Source organism: Amycolatopsis australiensis (genome assembly GCF_900119165.1).
In the GTDB taxonomy this organism is placed as follows: Bacteria; Actinomycetota; Actinomycetes; order Mycobacteriales; family Pseudonocardiaceae; genus Amycolatopsis; species Amycolatopsis australiensis.
In genome coordinates, this window is record NZ_FPJG01000006.1 from 1,298,998 (window position 1) to 1,314,380 (window position 15,383).

Sequence of the window (15,383 nt, forward strand, 5' to 3'; positions counted from 1 at the left end):
ATGCTTTCGGTGCGTGAGTTCGACGTGCTCTGGGAGTCGCTGGACCTGCCCCGCCGGCACGTCGCGATCGACGTGCCGAGCGAGGGCACCACGCGCACCGAGCGGCAGGAGCTGGTGGAGTCGGCCTGGGCGTCGCTGGGCGAGCGGCGGCTGGCCCGCAACCGCCGGGTGTCCGGCGAGGTGGCCGACCTGCTGCACCTGCTGGCCCGGCCGCGGTTCGGGGTGGACGTGTGGGTGTGGGCCGAACGCGAGATCCGCGGCCGCGCGGTGAGCGCCGGTAGCCAGGCGGTGCTGGCGGTGGTGGACCACGGCGAGGTCTGGCTGATCCCGGCCACGGACGACGGCCTCCCGGAGGCGGCGGTCTCGGTGGCGGGCGAGCTGGGCCCGGGCATCGGCCAGACGGTGAGCATCCCGTACGAAGTCCTCCGTTCGGCGGACGCGGCGGCGAAGGGCGACGCGAAGGCGCTGGTGACGGCGCTGGAGGACCGGGGCGTGGCGTTGTTCCAGGCCCAGGAGCTGTCGGGGATGCTGCTGGGCCAGGAAGCCCGCGGCCAGTTCGGCGCGGAACGCGTCGGCCGCGACGGAGTGGTCCACCGGGCGGGCCGCGTGGTGGCCTTCTTCGACACGGACGCGGGAAGGTACCTGTTCCAGGTGGCGAAGGACCGCGAAGGCCGCGAGTGGGCGACGGTCACCCCGGCGGACAACACCCTGCTGGCGACGAGGATCCGCGAGCTGATGGCGGAGGCCTGAGCTCCGCCGGGTGGAAGTTGCCGGAGATCCCGTACGCGCGACCTCGGTGAAGTCATAAAGTAAGCGCGGGAACCGTCCTGGTCATCGCGACGTCTGACCGGGCGGACACAAGTTTTCCGAAGGGGATGACGAACCGTGCCTGTCTACGACCCGGACTCGATGGCCATCGCGGCCGGCCAGGTGGAGAAGCTCAAGGACGAGTTCGAAAAGTCCAAGCAGAAGGTCACCGGGCTGGACCACGAGAAGGAAAGCCCCTTCGGCGGGATGGACGCGACGGGCGACGCCCACAGCGCGGTCGGGAAGTTCAAGGACGGCGTGCACAGCCAGTTCGACGCCGCGGGCAAGCACATGGAGGCGCTGGGGTTCGCCATGCGCAAGGCCGCGGGGCTGGTGACCGAGACCGACCAGGTCGGCGCGAGCGACCTCACCCTCCACGTCGACAAGTGAACTGAGCAGGGGGCACGACAGTGGCTTTGACTTCGAAGGGTGCCGGGGAACCGGACAATTGGCACGACTTCATGCAGAAGGTCGAGCAGGTCGAGAAAGTCGACCTGACCAAGATTTCGGCGGCGGCGGCGCAGTTCCGCGAGGCGGGCAAGAACGCCGGCGACCACAATGCCGCGCTGAAGAATTCGACCGACGCGCTCAACGGCGGTGTCTGGGCCGGTCCGGCCGCCGACCAGTTCTTCACCTACGTCCGCCAGGTGCGGGACGCCGGCACGAAGGTGCAGACCCACCTCGAGGACGTCGCCAAGGACCTCGACAACCTCGCGTCGACCCTCGACCAGATCAAGAAGAACGTCGGCGACAAGCAGCTGGCCGCGGAGAAGGCGGTCAACGCCCGCAACGAGCAGGCCCAGAACGACATGGACGCGGCGAACCGGGCGGCCGCCGAGCACGAAAAGGACTCGAGCAAGCCCGCGCCCAGCCCGACCGCCGCGGAGATCCTGGCGAAGGCGAAGGCGGACATCCACACGATCACCGCCGGCTTCGACGGGGACGTGACCGGCCTGCAGACCCAGGCCGACACCGCGATCAAGGCGTCGCAGCAGCTGATGTCCCAGCAGATCGAGGGCGGCTACGACCAGGTCCCGCTGCCGAGCAGCTCCGCGTCCGCGCCGAAGAGCACGGGCGGCATCCACAGCAACGGCTCCTCCGGCTACCACGGCGGCGGAGGTGGCGGTGGTGGTGGTGGAGGCGGCGGCGGCCTCGGCCCGAGCGGCGGCCCGCCGTCCTCGCCGCCGCCGGGGAACGTGCAGCAGTGGATCCAGGAGGCCCTCAAGGCGCTCCAGGCCGCCGGGGTGCCCGTCACCGATGCCGACATCCCCAAGATCTGGGCGATCATCCAGCACGAGTCCGGCGGGAACCCCAACGCCATCAACAACTGGGACTCCAACGCGGCCGCCGGGCACCCCTCCAAGGGGCTCATGCAGTGCATCGACTCGACGTTCAACGCCCACAAGCTGCCCGGGCACGACAACATCTACAACCCGGTCGACAACATCATCGCCGGGGTGCGGTACTCCTTCGACCGGTACGGCAGCCTCGACAACGTGCCGGGCATCAAGGCCATGGCCCACGGCGGCGCCTACCGCGGTTACTGAGCGGCCGCGCGGCCAGGCACTAGCCTGGCCGCATGGTCGACCTCGGAGCCTTCGCCGGGCCGGCGCTGCGTGCCGGCGTCCCGCCCTTCCACGTCATGGACGTCCTCTCCGCGGCCGGCGCGCGGCAGCGCAGCCACGGCGACCTCGTGTCGCTCGCCGCCGGGCAGCCGTCCGCGCCCGCGCCGAAGCCTGTCCTCGAAGCGGCTGAACAGGCGCTGCGGGACTCCACCCTCGGTTACACCGAGCAGCTCGGCATCCCCGAGCTGCGGGCCGCCGTCGCCGGGCACTACCAGCGGAAATACGGTCTGGACGTGAACGCGCAGGACGTCGTGCTGACCACCGGGTCCTCCGGCGGCTTCCTGCTGTCGTTCCTCAGCGCCTTCGATCCCGGCGCGAAGGTCGCCATGGCCCGGCCCGGCTACCCGGCCTACCGGAACCTGCTGTCCGTTCTCGGCTGCGAGGTCGTCGAGTTCGCCACGACCGCCGAGACGAACTTCCAGCCCACCGTCGAGCTGCTCGACCGGCTGGGCCCGATCGACGGGCTGATCGTCGCCAGCCCCAGCAACCCCACCGGCACCGTGCTGCCGCCGGGGGAGCTCGCCGCGATCACCGGCTGGTGCTCGTCGCACGGCGTGCAGCTGATCAGCGACGAGATCTACCACGGCATCTCCTACGGCGCCGAGCTCGACTGCGCGTGGCAGTTCGGCCGCGAGCCACTCGTGCTGGGCAGCTTCTCGAAGTACTTCGCGATGACCGGCTGGCGGCTCGGCTGGATGCTCGTGCCGCAGCGCCTCCACCGCGCGGTCGACGTCCTGACCGGCAACTTCACCATCTGTCCGCCCGCGGTTTCGCAGTACGCCGCGCTCGCCGCCTTCACGCCGGAGGCATACGCCGAGGCCGACGCGCACGTCGAGCGGTACCGCGCCAACCGTGACCGCCTCTTCGCCGGTCTCAAGCGCATCGGCCTCGGCAAGCTCGCCCCCGCCGACGGCGCCTTCTACGCGTACGCCGACGTCAGCGAGTACACCGAGGACAGCCTGAGCTGGTGCCAGCGCCTGCTCGCCGACACCGGCCTCGCGATCACGCCCGGGGTCGACTTCGACCCGGTCGATGGCGGCAAGTACGTGCGGTTTTCGTTCGCCGGCAGCGCCGAGGACATCGACGAAGGCGTCCGGCGGCTGGGCGCCTGGCTCGGCCAGGGGGAACCCTGATTCATCCCTGAACGTTGGCTCGACGAGGGGAGTTTCACCGCCGGAGATGGCACATTGGAGTCACCGGGCCGGTGGGGCCACGGGAGCAATCGGAGGAGCCATGTTCTGGAAGATCGTCGGCGGCCTGATCGTCGCCTGGGTGGCGTTCATGGTGCTGGGTGCCGTGATCGGCTTCGTGTTCAAGGCCGTCCTGTGGATCGCCATCATCGGCGGCATCGCCTTCCTCGGCGCGGCCGGCTACCGCGCCATCAGCGGGAAGAAGGACTACAAGCGCATCAACCGCTACTGACTTCGTGACGGGCGTGGCTCACTCGAGCCACGCCCGCGCCGCGTCGGCGCCGTTCCACACCTGGGCCTTGAGGCCCACCGCCCGTGCACCATCCACATTGGACGGACGGTCGTCGAAGAACAGGCAGTCGGCCGGCTCGGCGTCCAGCTGTTCCAGCAGCAACCGGAAGATCTTCGCGTCCGGCTTGACGCACCGGACGTCGCCGGAAAACAACGTCACGCGGAACAGCCGCGACCAGTCCTGCGCGCGAACCCACTCGCCGAACACCACCGGCGCGTTCGACAGCAGCGCCAGGTTCGCGCCCGCCTCCGCGAGCGCTTCGAGCAGGTCACGCGAAGACGGTTCCAGGTGTCCCCAGCCTTCGACGTCGATGCGGGTCAGCTCGGCCGACATCGCCTCGTCGACGGACACGCCCACGGCGTCACCGACCGCCTGCCAGTATTCGAGCGGAGTGCTGCCGGCGTCGTACGGGATCCGGTAGTCCCAATAGGCCTTCTCGAACTCCGGCAGCGGCGCACCCATCCGCGCGGCCAGGTCAGGGCGGGCGAGGCTCGGCTTGCTCAGCACGTCGCCGTAGTCGAACACGATCCAGTTCACGGTGCCCCCAGTGCTCATCACGCGCCGGTCTTGATCCGGCGCAAGGCTTCTTCGACGTCGGCCGCGCTCAGGTCCCGGTGGGTGACGAACCGGACCCGGCCCGCCATCGGCACCGCCCGGATCCCGAGCGAGTCGAGCCAGGCCAGCGCGGTCGGGATGTCGGGGACCTCGGCGAGCACGATGTTCGTGTCGGGCTCGTTCGTCGGCCACCCGTGCTCGCGCAGGCCCTCGGCCAGCCGGCGCGCGTTCTCGTGCGACTCGGCCAGCTCGGGGATGCGGTCCAGTGCGACCAGGCACGCCGCGGCCAGGACGCCGCCCTGCCGGACGCCGCCGCCGAGCATCTGCCGCATCCGCCGCGCCCGCTCGACGAACGCGGCGCTGCCCGCGACGACCGAGCCGACCGGCGCGCCGAGGCCCTTGCTGAAGCAGGCCGACACGGAGTCGACGCCGACGGTCAGCGCGGCGGGCGGCACCTCCAGCGCGACGGCGGCCTGCCAGAGCCGGGCGCCGTCGAGGTGCACGGTCAGCCCGGCTTCTTTCGCGACGGACAGCAGCTGGGCGTGCTCGTCGGGCGGCGTCACCGCGCCACCGGCCGCGTTGTGCGTGTTCTCGAGACAGAGCAGGGATGTCCGTAACGTGAAGTACGGTCCGGGTTGTCCGATCGCGGCCGCGAGGGCGTCAGGCGATGGGCGGCCCGGGCCGCCGTCGTGCTCCAGGATGTCCGGCATCCCGCCGGCCAGCCACGCGGCCGAGCCCAGCTCGTTGGCCAGCACGTGGGCGCCCCGCGTGGCGAGGAACCGGTCGCCGCGCTGCAGGTGCAGGCTCAGCGCGATCAGGTTCGCCATGGTGCCGCTCGGCACCCACAGCGCGGCCGGCATGCCCAGGACGTGCGCGGCCCGTTCCTCCAGCGCCGCCACCGTCGGGTCGTGCTCGAGGACGTTGTCGCCGACTTCGGCGGACGCGATCGCCGCGCGCATCACGTCGTCCGGACGGGTGACAGTGTCGGAGCGGAAGTCCAGCGGTGGCAGCGTGAAGGTCACGGAGTGATCACATCACACCCACCTCCCGGGGATCAATCAGCCCTTGAGTGGTCGAACCCGGGCCGTCCGTGCAACCGTGGACGCCCCTGATTCCGTCCTACCGGCCGAACGACAACAGAGCGGAGCACGACTGCGCGTGGACCAGCGCGACGAGCAGGAGTTCGCGGAGTACTTCGCCGCCAGGCGGGACGCCGTGCGCCGGACCGCGTACATGCTCTGCGGCGACTGGCACCGGGCGGACGACCTCGCGCAGACGGCGTTCGTCGCACTGCACCGGAGGTGGAAGAAGATCAGGGATCGCGCGGCGACCGACGCGTACGTCCGCAAGACGCTCGTCCGGGCGTCGATCGACGAGTCACGGCGTCCGTGGCGGCGCGAATGGCAGACCGAGACGCTGCCGGAGCCGTCCGACGACACGCCGGGCCTCGACGAGCTCGTCGCGACGCGGGAAGACCTGCTCGCGGCGCTGAAGGAGGTGCCGCCCAAGCAGCGGGCGGTGCTGGTCATGCGGTTCTTCGAAGGGCTCGACGTGACCAGCGCGGCGCAGGCGCTGGGCTGCAGCGAAGGCAACGTCAAGAGCCAGACCGCACGCGGGCTGGCGAACCTCAAGCAGGTGCTGGAACGGGAGGTGGAGACCAATGGATGAGCAGGAGCTGCGCTCGTTGTTCTCCACCGCGCCGGGCGAGCCGCCCGCGCCGACGTTCACGCAGAACGACGTCGTCCGCGAGTCGCGCCGGCAGACCGTGCGGCGCCGGCACCGGATCACGACCGGGGTCAGCGCCGCCGCGCTGGTCGTCGTCGGATTCGGCGCATACGGGCTGCTGTCCGGGGGTACCCCCGAGTCGTTGACCGCGGCGAAGGACAACACCGCGCAATCCGCGCCGGGCTCCGGGCAACCCGGGATCGGCCCGGCACGTCCTGAGATCGGTGGGGAGTCACCGAACTTCTCGTCCGAACCACCCCGGCAGGGGGGTGACCAGGGCGGGAAGACCGGCCCTCTGGCCGAAGGCGCCTCCGGGTGCGAACAGGTGGACGGGGAGCTCGCCATCGCCCTCGCTGGCGAGCTCCCCGCCCACGTCGCCGTTTCCCAGGCTGTCCCGGGCGGCGCCTGTTCGACGGCGGCGCGGTCCGCCGGGTTCCCGGTCGCGGGCGGCGAGGTGTCGGCGGCGGTGTACCCGAAGGGCACCCCGGTGGTCTTCAAGTCCCAGCCGGCCGGCACGGTCACGGCACAGGCGGCCACCGCGTCCGGCGGGGCCATGGTGCTGGTCAGCGTGCCTGCCGCCGGAGCGGCCGCGCCGTACGCGAGTCAGCTGGACAGCTTCGCGCACCATCTCGCGCCCCGCTTCTGAGCCCGGGTCCGCCCGGTTGGCAGAATGACCCGTCATGACCGCCGCGACCACCCCGAAGGGGGAGCGACGGCGCGCCGCGCTCGTCGAGGCCGCCGCGAGCCTGCTCGTCGAGGGCGGGTTCGACGCCGTCCGGCACCGGGCGGTCGCCGAGCGCGCCGGGCTCCCGCTCGCCTCGACCACGTACTACTTCGACTCGCTGGAAGAGCTGGTCACCGCGGCCGTCGAGCACCACTCGAACGCGGAGCTGGCGACCGGCCGGCGCCGGCTGGAGGAGCTGGCGACGCGCAACCGCGGCGTCCAGGCGACCGTCGACCTGGTGCTGGAGATGCTGCTGGGGCCGGAGAGCGGTGACCCGGAGGCGGACGCGGAGGCGGTCCTCCTGCGGTACGAGCGGCTGGTCGCGACCGGGCGCCGCCCGTACCTGCGGCCGCTGATGCGGACGCTGTCGGCCCAGCTCAACGAGCTGCTGACGGAGATCTTCGCGCGCTCGGGCACCCCGGTGACCGACGCCGAGCTGGAACGGCTGGTGGCGCTGGTCGACGGCGCGGTCGTCAACGCCCTGATCGCGATCGACCCGGCCCCGCGCGCAGCGGCGGCCCGGATGCTGCAGGCCGCCCTCGACGGTTCATGACCGCGTGCGGCGGGCCTTCGCGAGGTCTTCGCCTGCCTTGGTGACCAGCGTGAGCATCGCCTCCTCCGCGGCCACCGGGTCGCCGGCCACGATCGCGTCGACGACCTTCCGGTGACTCGGCACCGGGTCCGCCGCCGGCGCGGCCCCGTGCACCAGCTTGTCCCGCTCGGCCAGCCCGATCGCGATGACCCGTTCCACCCGCATCAGGAAGTTGTTGTGCGTGGCGGCCATCAGCCGCCGGTGGAACGCCAGGTCGGCCTGGACGCTGGCTTCGGCGTCGTCGCCGGCCGCGGCCATGTCGGCCAGCGCCGCCCGCAGCCCCTCGACGTCCTCGTCCGTCGCGCGCCCGGCCGCGATCCGCGCCGCCGCCGGCTCCACGACCGCGCGGACCTCGGTGAGCTCGTCGAGCAGGCGCGGGTTGTCGGCCGCGGCCGTCTGCCAGCGCATGACGTCGGCGTCGAGCAGGTTCCACCTCTCGCGCGGCTGGACGAACGTGCCATGCTTCTGCCGTGCGTCGATCATTCCCTTGGCAGCCAGCACTTTCAGCGCTTCGCGCAGCGCCGTGAGGCTGATGTCGAGCTCCTCGCGCAACGCGGGCAGGTCGAGGACCGTGCCCTCGCCCCATTCGCCGGAGAGGATGCGGCTGGCCAGTGCCTCCACGGTCTGGCCGTGCAGCCCGCGTGGCCGGTGTTCGGTCAAGGGAGGGCCCTCTCGGTTGGCAGCGGTGGCACGGAATCAGGGCAGGGAGACCGGCAGCACGAAGGTCGGCGAGCCGGTCGGGTAGTACCGCAGTTCCGCGTCTCCCGACGCCGTCAGCGTGAACGCCGTGATCGCGTCCTCCAGCTGGGCCGCGACGTAACAGGTCCCGTCGACCAGCGCGAAGTGGCGCGGGCCGGCGCCGCACGGCTGGTCCGCCACCGCGGCCGCCTCGTCGAGCGCGAACTCGGTCACGCAGTCCGGGCCGCGGTTCGACACGTACAGCCGCGAGCCGGTCAGCTCCAGGTGGGCCACCAGGTTCGGGCCGGACGGCTCGGCGAAGGTCGACGCCGTCGAGGTCACCACCGAGAACGCGCCCGGCGAGGTTTCCCGGAGCGTCAGCAGCGTCCCGGCCAGCTCGCCGACGACGTACGCGAGGTCGGTCCCCGGCCGCCGGACCAGCTGGCGCGGTCCCGTGCCCGGCGGAAGCGGCGACACCGCCAGCGGCTCCAGGCCGCCCGACGGGGTCAGCGTGTAGCTGCGGATCTCGTCGGTGCCCAGGTCCACGGCGCTCACCATGGCGTCGCCGGGCACCGCCATGTGGACGTGCGCCGCCTCCTGGCGGTCGGACACCGGGCCGCTGCCGCTGTGCTGGACCAGTGCTGTCCGCGCGAGCAGTTCCCCGTCCGGGGACAGCGAGAACACGGCCAGGCTGCCGCCGGTGTAGTTGGCGCACAGCAGGAACCGGCCGTCCGGGGTCACCGCGAGGTGGCACGGGTGCGCCCCGCCCGTCTCGGCCGTGCCCAGGATCGACAAGGCGCCGGAAGGAGATATCGACAACGCGGTGACGCGGCCGGTCGAAAGCTCGTTCGCCGCGTACAGCACCGGCAACGAAGGGTGTCGCACCAGCCACGACGGTGATTCCAGCGGCAGCGAAGCCACTTCCGTCAGCGAACCGGAGGCGGACCGGGAGAACGTCGTGATCCCCGTGCCGTTCCCCGCGTCGCCGGTGTAGCACCCGACGAAGACCAGTTCAGCCATGCGCGCTCCTCACCAGCGTCTCGACCCGGGCGGCGATCTCCGCGGGGGTGCCGCGCGTCAGCGCCGACCCGACCCCGCACGCCACCGCGCCCGCCGCCAGCCACTCTGGCACGTCGTCGACGCCGATGCCGCCGGTGGGCACCAGTGGCGCCTGCGGCAGGGCCGCCCGCACGTCCGCGACCCACGACGGCCGCAACGCCGAAGCCGGGAACACCTTCACCGCGTCGGCGCCTTCCGCCAGCGCCCGCACGATTTCCGTCACCGAGCCCGCGCCCGGGAAGGCCGCCACGCCGTACCGGTGCGCGGTGCGGATCACGGCCGCGTCCACCGACGGCGACACGAGGAACCGCGCGCCGGCGCGGATGGCCAGCACCGCCGAGGCCTCGTCGAGCACGGTGCCGGCACCGATCGTGGCGTCCGGGTAGGCCGCCACGAGTCCCGAGATCGCGTCCAGCGCGCCCGGGTTGGTCAGCGGCAGTTCGACCGAGCGCAGTCCGCCGTCGAGTGCCGCGCGAGCCGCCTCGACCGCGGACTCGGCGTTCCGCGTGCGCACGATCCCGATCACGCCCTGGCGCAGCGCGGCCGCGGTGATCTCCCAGCGATAGCTCATGGGCCGCAGCATACCGGCGGAAAACATATTTTAGGATTTATTCTTGACCGCCGCGGACACTGCCCGGCATGCTGCACGCGGTGGTCGTCTCGGAAAGGGGTCGGCGATGTCGACGCGTACGGCGGTGGTGACCGGAGCGGCGTCCGGGATCGGGAAGGCGACCGCCCGGAAGCTCCTCGAAGACGGCTACCGCGTGCTCGGCGTGGACATCGCCGAGCTGCCCGAGGGTGTCGTCCCGATCCGCGGCTCGGTGGCCGACGAGGCGACCTGGACGGACATCGGCGAGGTGGACGCCCTGGTCAGCAACGCCTACGTGCCCAGCACCGGCCCGCTGCACGCGATCGGCCGCGCCGAATGGCAGCGGCAGCTCGACGTCAACCTGACCGGCGCGTACCTGGCCGTGCGGGCCTGCCTGCCGTCGCTGCGGGCGCGACGCGGCGCGGTCGTGCTGGTCTCGTCGGTGCACGCGCACTTCGGGCTGCCGGGTCACCCCGCGTACGCCGCGAGCAAGGGCGCGCTCGTCGCGCTGGCCCGGCAGCTGGCCGTCGAATACGCACCCGAGGTGCGGGTCAACTCGGTCCTGCCCGGGCCGGTGCTCACCGAAGCCTGGCAGCGCATCTCGCCGGAAGACCGCGAACGCACCGCGCGGGCCACGCCCGCGGGTCGCCTCGGCGAACCGGACGAGGTCGCGAACGTCATCGCGTTCCTGCTCTCGGACGCCGCGTCGTTCGTCACCGGGGCCGAGCTGACCGTCGACGGCGGCTGGTCCGCCGCCAAGGATTCCGCGTAGAGGGGGGACACCGGTGAAGATCACCGCGGTCGAAACGTTCCTGGTCGCGCCGCGCTGGCTGTTCCTCAAGATCAGCACCGACGAAGGCCTCAGCGGCTGGGGCGAACCCGTCGTCGAGGGCCGCGCGGAGACCGTGCGCGCGGCCGTGCACGAGCTGTCCGAGCTGCTGATCGGGCAGGACCCGCTGCGCATCGAGGACCACTGGCAGGTCCTGCGCCGCGGCGGGTTCTACCGCGGCGGCCCGGTGCTCTCCAGCGCGCTCGCCGGGTTCGACCACGCGCTCTGGGACATCGCGGGCAGGGCCCGCGACGCCCCGGTGCACGAGCTGCTCGGCGGCCCGGTCCGCGACCGCGTCCGGGTCTACAGCTGGGTCGGCGGCGACCGCCCGTCCGGCATCCGCGAGGCGGTGTCCGCGCAGGTCGAAGCGGGGTTCACGGCGGTGAAGATGAACGTCGCCGGCCCGCTGACGGCGATCGCGTCACCGGCGGAGGCCGACGCGGCGGTGGCGCGCGCGTGGGAGGCGCGGGAAGCGCTCGGCCCGCGCCGCGACCTGGCCATCGACTTCCACGGCCGGGTCTCGCCCGCGATGGCCCGGCGGCTGGTCAAGCTCCTCGAAGACGTCCAGCCGATGTTCGTGGAGGAACCCGTGCTGCCGGAGACCCAGGGCGACGCGCTGCGCTCGGTCGTCGAGGCGTCCACCGTGCCGATCGCGACCGGCGAGCGGCTGTACTCGCGCTGGGAGTTCAAGCCGGTGCTCGACGCCGGGGTCGCGGTGGTCCAGCCGGACCCGTCGCACGCCGGCGGCATCTCCGAGCTGCGGCGGATCGGCGCGCTGGCCGAGATCTACGGCGCTTCCTTGGCCCCGCACTGCCCGCTCGGGCCCATCTCGCTGGCCGCTTCGCTGCAGGTGGCGTTCGCGACGCCGAACTTCCTGATCCAGGAGCAGAGCGCCGGCATGCACTACCACGAAGGCCGCGAGCACCAGTACCTCACCGACCCGTCGATCTTCGCCTTCCGGGACGGTTACGCGGGCCGCCCGGTCAAGCCCGGCCTCGGCATCGAGGTCGACGAAGAAGCCGTCCGGCGCGCCGACGAGACCGGCCACACCTGGCGGTCGCCGGTGTGGCGCCACGAAGACGGCGGCTTCGCGGAATGGTGATCTGGCTCGAGCGCGGCGACCTGCGGCTCGGCTTGGTCCCGGAGCTGGGCGGCAGGCTGCTGTCGGTGTGCCACCGCGGCGTCGAGCTGCTGTGGCGCAACCCGGCGCTGCTCGGCGACGACCTGCGCGGCGACTACGCGCCGAACTCCGGCCGGATGGGCGACTGGGTCAACTACGGCGGCGACAAGACGTGGCCGGCGCCCCAGGGCTGGGCCGGCCCGCACCAGTGGCCCGGCCCGCCCGACCCGGTGCTCGATTCCGGCCCGTACACCGCCGTGGCCGACGGCGACACGGTGACCATGACCAGCGCACCCGACCCGCGGACCGGCCTGCGGTTCACGCGCGCGGTGACGATCCTCGACGACGGCTACGAGCTGCGGCTGCGGGCGGAGAACACGACCGGCCGTCCGGTCCGCTGGGCGCTGTGGAACGTCACCCAGCTGCCCGGCGGCGGGCCGGTGACGGCGGGTCTGCGCCGCCCGGACGTCGTCGCGCTGGTGGCCGGGACCGGCACCCCGGAGTACACAGTGGACGGTGACCGGTTGGTCGTGCCGCCCCAGGACGTCGTCGGCAAGCTCGGTGTCCCCGGCACGGCGGGCTGGGTGCGGTACGGCCCGCTGACGCTGTCGTTCGGCGTCGACCCGGCCGGCGAGTACCCGGACGCGGGGTCGCCGCTGGAGATCTGGCTGGAGCACCCGCTGCCCGCACCGCTCGCGGAACTCGGTGACCTTGACCCGCCCGCGCGGATCGTCGAGCTGGAGATCCTCGGTCCACTCACGACTCTCGGGCCGGGCGAGGACACCCGCTTGGTGGTCCTTGCCGGGATCCGGGAAGATGACGTGTGCCCTTCACCGTCAGGACCCTGACCGCCGCGGTGTTCGCGCTGGTCGCCTCGGCCGCCGTGCCCGCCACCGCACACGCGCAGCAAGCCCCGGAGTGCCCGCCGGACCTCGGCTGCCGGTTCCTGCCCGCCGCCTACGACTGGGCGAGCGCCGACCACGGCGACCCCAACAACTACGGCAACTACGACCCCGCGAACCGGCCGTCCGACGGCCAGCAGATCCGGTACATCGTCATCCACGACACCGAGAGCGCGCCCGGCAGCGGCGCGAGCCCGTACGACCAGGCCATCGCCACCTTCCAGAAGCCGTCGAGCGGGTCGAGCGCGCACTACGTCATCCGCTCCTCCGACGGCCAGGTCACGCAGATGGTGCCGACGAAGGACGTCGCCTGGCACGCCGGCAACTGGACGCTGAACGAGCACTCGATCGGCATCGAGCACGAAGGCATCGCGGCCGAGGGCCGGACCTGGTACACCGAGCGGATGTACCGCGCTTCCGCGGAACTGGTGAAGTACCTGGCGGCGAAGTACCACATCCCGCTGGACCGGCAGCACATCCTCGGCCACGAGGACATTCCCCGCGAGCGCGCGGCGAACTTCGGTGCCGCGCACTGGGATCCGGGCCCGTACTGGGACTGGAACCACTACATGGACCTGCTCGGCGCGCCGGTCGAGGCCACCGGGCGGGACGGCGGCCCGGCCGTCACGATCCACCCCGACCACGCCGCGACCGGCGTGAACTACGTCGACCTCCACACGGCACCGGACGCGGCTTCGCCGTTGATCACCGACCCGGTCGTGCACCCGGACGGCTCGCCCGGCACGACGGCGCTCGACGACTGGGGCGACAAGGCCGTCGCGGGCCGCACGTACGCGCTCGCCGGCGAGCAGGGCGACTGGACGGCGATCTGGTACGGCGGGCAGAAGGCGTGGTTCTCCAACCCCGGGCACAGCGTCACGCTGCCGGCCGGCGGCCGCCGGGTGACCGCGCCGGACGGCGTCACGTCGGTGCCGCTGTACGGGCGTGCCTTCCCCGAGCAGTCCGAGTACCCCGCGGCCATCCCGTTCGACCCGATCTGGACGGTCGGCGCCATCCCGTGGACGCTGCCCGCGGGCCAGAGCTACGTCGTCACCGGGGAGTTCCAGGCGGAGAACTACTACGCCCGGTTCGACCCGGCGGGCGCGCCGGCTGGCCACACGCTGGTCACCGGAGCCACGAAGTACCTCCAGCTGTCCTACAACCACCGGCTCGTCTACGTGAAGGCGTCCGACGTGCGACCCTGCTGACCTGCGCAGGTATCGTGAGGGCGTGACGGACAAGCCCCGCATTCCGAACGTGCTCGCCGCCCGCTACGCCTCGGCGGAGCTGGTCTCGCTCTGGTCCCCGGAGCACAAGGTCGTCCTGGAGCGGCAGCTCTGGCTCGCCGTCCTCAAGGCACAGAAGGACCTCGGCGTCGAGGTGCCCGACGGCGTCGTCGAGGACTACGAGCGGGTGCTGGCGGACGTCGACCTGGAGTCGATCGCCGCTCGCGAGCGCGTCACCCGGCACGACGTCAAGGCGCGCATCGAGGAGTTCAGCGACCTCGCCGGCCAGGAGCACATCCACAAGGGCATGACCTCGCGCGACCTCACCGAGAACGTCGAGCAGCTGCAGCTGCTGCGCTCGCTGGAGCTGGTGCGCACCCGCGTCGCCGCCGTGCTGGCGCGGCTGGCCGCCCTCGCCGTCGAGCACACGGACACCGTCATGGCCGGGCGTTCGCACAACGTCGCCGCGCAGGCCACCACCCTCGGCAAGCGGTTCGCCACGGCGGCCGACGAGCTGCTCGTCGCCTTCGAACGGCTCGACAACCTGATCGAGCGCTACCCGCTGCGCGGCATCAAGGGCCCGGTCGGCACCGCGCAGGACATGCTCGACCTGCTCGGCGACGAGTCCACTTTGGACCAGCTCGAGGACCGCGTGATGCAGCACCTCGGGTTCGGCAGGCGGTTCGTCAGCGTCGGTCAGGTGTACCCGCGCTCGCTCGACTTCGACGTGCTGTCCACTGTGGTCCAGCTCGCGGCGGCGCCGTCCAGCCTGGCCAAGACGATCCGGCTGATGGCGGGCCACGAGCTGGTCACCGAGGGCTTCAAGCCCGGCCAGGTCGGCTCCTCGGCCATGCCGCACAAGATGAACACCCGCTCGTGCGAGCGGGTGAACGGCCTCGCCGTCGTGCTGCGCGGCTACCTCTCGATGATCGGCGAGCTGGCCGGTGACCAGTGGAACGAAGGCGACGTGTCCGACTCGGTCGTCCGGCGCGTCGCGCTGCCGGACGCGTTCTTCGCGCTCGACGGCCTGCTGGAGACGTTCCTCACGGTGCTTTCGGAGTTCGGGGCCTTCCCGGCGGTGATCGAGCGTGAGCTGGATCGCTATCTGCCGTTCCTGACCACGACGAAGGTGCTCATGGCGTCCGTCCGCGCGGGTGTCGGACGTGAGACGGCCCACGAAGCGATCAAGGAGCACGCCGTCGCCGTCGCGCTGGAGATGCGCGAAGGCCGGGCCGAGAACGACCTCCTCGACCGCTTCGCCGCGGACGAGCGCATCCCGCTCGACCGCGGTGAGCTGGACAAACTCCTCGCCGACCGCATCTCGTTCACCGGGACGGCCGGGCGTCAGGTCGCGCAGGTGGCCGAGCGCGTCGAGCGGGTCCTCGAGCGGTTCCCCGAGGCGGCGGGCTACGCGCCGCAGCCGATCCTGTGAGCTGACGCACCCGTCCACACACTGGAACAAATCCACTC

At 72.0% G+C, this 15,383-nt stretch carries 18 protein-coding genes; 13 read left to right on the forward strand and 5 right to left on the reverse strand.

Annotated elements, in window-relative coordinates; translation table 11 throughout:
• From BT341_RS07400 to BT341_RS07420, 5 genes are all read left to right on the forward strand, one after another.
• Positions 1-750, forward strand: a complete 750-nt coding sequence (locus tag BT341_RS07400; RefSeq protein WP_177328761.1) for an ESX secretion-associated protein EspG — start codon at positions 1-3, stop codon at positions 748-750.
• Positions 751-885: 135 nt separating this feature from the next.
• Positions 886-1,197, forward strand: a complete 312-nt coding sequence (locus tag BT341_RS07405; protein ID WP_072475569.1) for a hypothetical protein — start codon at positions 886-888, stop codon at positions 1,195-1,197.
• Between the two features lie 26 nt (positions 1,198-1,223).
• Positions 1,224-2,354 (forward strand): transglycosylase SLT domain-containing protein, encoded by a 1,131-nt coding sequence (locus BT341_RS07410; protein ID WP_245805303.1) that lies wholly within the window; start codon positions 1,224-1,226, stop codon positions 2,352-2,354.
• 32 nt (positions 2,355-2,386) lie between these two features.
• A complete protein-coding gene (locus tag BT341_RS07415) occupies positions 2,387-3,565 on the forward strand; it encodes a pyridoxal phosphate-dependent aminotransferase (protein WP_072475571.1) in 1,179 nt (392 codons plus the stop codon).
• A gap of 100 nt (positions 3,566-3,665) precedes the next feature.
• Positions 3,666-3,854, forward strand: a complete 189-nt coding sequence (locus BT341_RS07420) for a hypothetical protein (RefSeq protein WP_072475572.1) — start codon at positions 3,666-3,668, stop codon at positions 3,852-3,854.
• Between the two features lie 18 nt (positions 3,855-3,872).
• On the opposite strand, the gene BT341_RS07425 is transcribed toward BT341_RS07420, so the two are convergent.
• Together BT341_RS07425 and BT341_RS07430 are read right to left on the reverse strand one after the other, a co-directional pair.
• A complete protein-coding gene (locus tag BT341_RS07425; protein ID WP_072481827.1) occupies positions 3,873-4,451 on the reverse strand; it encodes an HAD family hydrolase in 579 nt (192 codons plus the stop codon).
• Between the two features lie 17 nt (positions 4,452-4,468).
• The gene (locus BT341_RS07430; protein WP_072475573.1) at positions 4,469-5,491 is read right to left on the reverse strand and encodes a threonine aldolase family protein; all 1,023 of its coding nucleotides are present in this window, start codon (positions 5,489-5,491) and stop codon (positions 4,469-4,471) included.
• 136 nt (positions 5,492-5,627) lie between these two features.
• On the opposite strand from BT341_RS07430, the gene BT341_RS07435 reads away from it, so the two are divergent.
• Genes BT341_RS07435 through BT341_RS07445 form a run of 3 tightly spaced genes read left to right on the forward strand, consistent with a single transcriptional unit; the run spans position 5,628 to position 7,471 of the window.
• Positions 5,628-6,137, forward strand: coding sequence for a SigE family RNA polymerase sigma factor (locus BT341_RS07435; protein WP_072475574.1), 510 nt, complete (start codon positions 5,628-5,630; stop codon positions 6,135-6,137).
• Entirely contained in the window at positions 6,130-6,840 is a 711-nt protein-coding gene (locus BT341_RS07440) for a hypothetical protein (protein WP_072475575.1), read from the forward strand. The genes BT341_RS07435 and BT341_RS07440 overlap by 8 nt, the downstream gene beginning before the upstream one ends.
• A 34-nt stretch (positions 6,841-6,874) precedes the next feature.
• Complete coding sequence (locus BT341_RS07445) at positions 6,875-7,471, forward strand: TetR/AcrR family transcriptional regulator (protein ID WP_072475576.1); 597 nt, start codon at positions 6,875-6,877, stop codon at positions 7,469-7,471.
• On the opposite strand, the gene BT341_RS07450 is transcribed toward BT341_RS07445, so the two are convergent.
• The 3 genes from BT341_RS07450 to BT341_RS07460 are packed head-to-tail and all read right to left on the reverse strand — an operon-like array spanning position 7,466 to position 9,818.
• On the reverse strand, positions 7,466-8,170 hold the full coding sequence (locus BT341_RS07450; RefSeq protein ID WP_072475577.1) for a FadR/GntR family transcriptional regulator: 705 nt from the start codon (positions 8,168-8,170) through the stop codon (positions 7,466-7,468). The two genes, BT341_RS07445 and BT341_RS07450, sit on opposite strands and share 6 nt — an antisense overlap.
• A 36-nt stretch (positions 8,171-8,206) precedes the next feature.
• Positions 8,207-9,208, reverse strand: coding sequence for a lactonase family protein (locus BT341_RS07455; RefSeq protein ID WP_072475578.1), 1,002 nt, complete (start codon positions 9,206-9,208; stop codon positions 8,207-8,209).
• On the reverse strand, positions 9,201-9,818 hold the full coding sequence (locus BT341_RS07460) for a bifunctional 4-hydroxy-2-oxoglutarate aldolase/2-dehydro-3-deoxy-phosphogluconate aldolase (protein WP_072475579.1): 618 nt from the start codon (positions 9,816-9,818) through the stop codon (positions 9,201-9,203). The genes BT341_RS07455 and BT341_RS07460 overlap by 8 nt, the downstream gene beginning before the upstream one ends.
• Before the next feature lie 106 nt (positions 9,819-9,924).
• Here BT341_RS07460 and BT341_RS07465 point away from each other — a divergent pair, with 106 nt between their 5' ends.
• Genes BT341_RS07465 through purB form a run of 5 tightly spaced genes read left to right on the forward strand, consistent with a single transcriptional unit; the run spans position 9,925 to position 15,345 of the window.
• Positions 9,925-10,608 carry an SDR family NAD(P)-dependent oxidoreductase gene (locus BT341_RS07465; RefSeq protein WP_072475580.1) on the forward strand — a complete coding sequence of 228 codons (684 nt, stop codon included), beginning with the start codon at positions 9,925-9,927 and terminating at the stop codon, positions 10,606-10,608.
• Positions 10,609-10,621: 13 nt separating this feature from the next.
• Positions 10,622-11,767 (forward strand): galactonate dehydratase, encoded by a 1,146-nt coding sequence (gene dgoD / locus BT341_RS07470; RefSeq protein ID WP_072475581.1) that lies wholly within the window; start codon positions 10,622-10,624, stop codon positions 11,765-11,767.
• Positions 11,761-12,633, forward strand: coding sequence for a DUF4380 domain-containing protein (locus tag BT341_RS07475; protein ID WP_072475582.1), 873 nt, complete (start codon positions 11,761-11,763; stop codon positions 12,631-12,633). The genes dgoD and BT341_RS07475 overlap by 7 nt, the downstream gene beginning before the upstream one ends.
• Positions 12,609-13,895: an N-acetylmuramoyl-L-alanine amidase gene (locus BT341_RS07480; RefSeq protein ID WP_245804903.1), complete on the forward strand. Its 1,287-nt coding sequence runs from the start codon at positions 12,609-12,611 to the stop codon at positions 13,893-13,895. The genes BT341_RS07475 and BT341_RS07480 overlap by 25 nt, the downstream gene beginning before the upstream one ends.
• Positions 13,896-13,917: 22 nt before the next feature.
• Complete coding sequence (purB, locus tag BT341_RS07485) at positions 13,918-15,345, forward strand: adenylosuccinate lyase (RefSeq protein ID WP_072475583.1); 1,428 nt, start codon at positions 13,918-13,920, stop codon at positions 15,343-15,345.
• Positions 15,346-15,383 lie beyond the last annotated feature (38 nt).

Bases quoted from the DNA above. Each gene is read 5' to 3' on its own strand.
- BT341_RS07460 (WP_072475579.1), bottom strand. From the start codon at position 9,818: ATGAGCTATCGCTGGGAGATCACCGCGGCCGCGCTGCGCCAGGGCGTG.
- BT341_RS07400 (WP_177328761.1), top strand. From the start codon at position 1: ATGCTTTCGGTGCGTGAGTTCGACGTGCTCTGGGAGTCGCTGGACCTG.
- BT341_RS07440 (WP_072475575.1), top strand. From the start codon at position 6,130: ATGGATGAGCAGGAGCTGCGCTCGTTGTTCTCCACCGCGCCGGGCGAG.
- BT341_RS07465 (WP_072475580.1), top strand. From the start codon at position 9,925: ATGTCGACGCGTACGGCGGTGGTGACCGGAGCGGCGTCCGGGATCGGG.
- BT341_RS07420 (WP_072475572.1), top strand. From the start codon at position 3,666: ATGTTCTGGAAGATCGTCGGCGGCCTGATCGTCGCCTGGGTGGCGTTC.
- BT341_RS07445 (WP_072475576.1), top strand. From the start codon at position 6,875: ATGACCGCCGCGACCACCCCGAAGGGGGAGCGACGGCGCGCCGCGCTC.
- BT341_RS07415 (WP_072475571.1), top strand. From the start codon at position 2,387: ATGGTCGACCTCGGAGCCTTCGCCGGGCCGGCGCTGCGTGCCGGCGTC.
- BT341_RS07475 (WP_072475582.1), top strand. From the start codon at position 11,761: ATGGTGATCTGGCTCGAGCGCGGCGACCTGCGGCTCGGCTTGGTCCCG.
- BT341_RS07455 (WP_072475578.1), bottom strand. From the start codon at position 9,208: ATGGCTGAACTGGTCTTCGTCGGGTGCTACACCGGCGACGCGGGGAAC.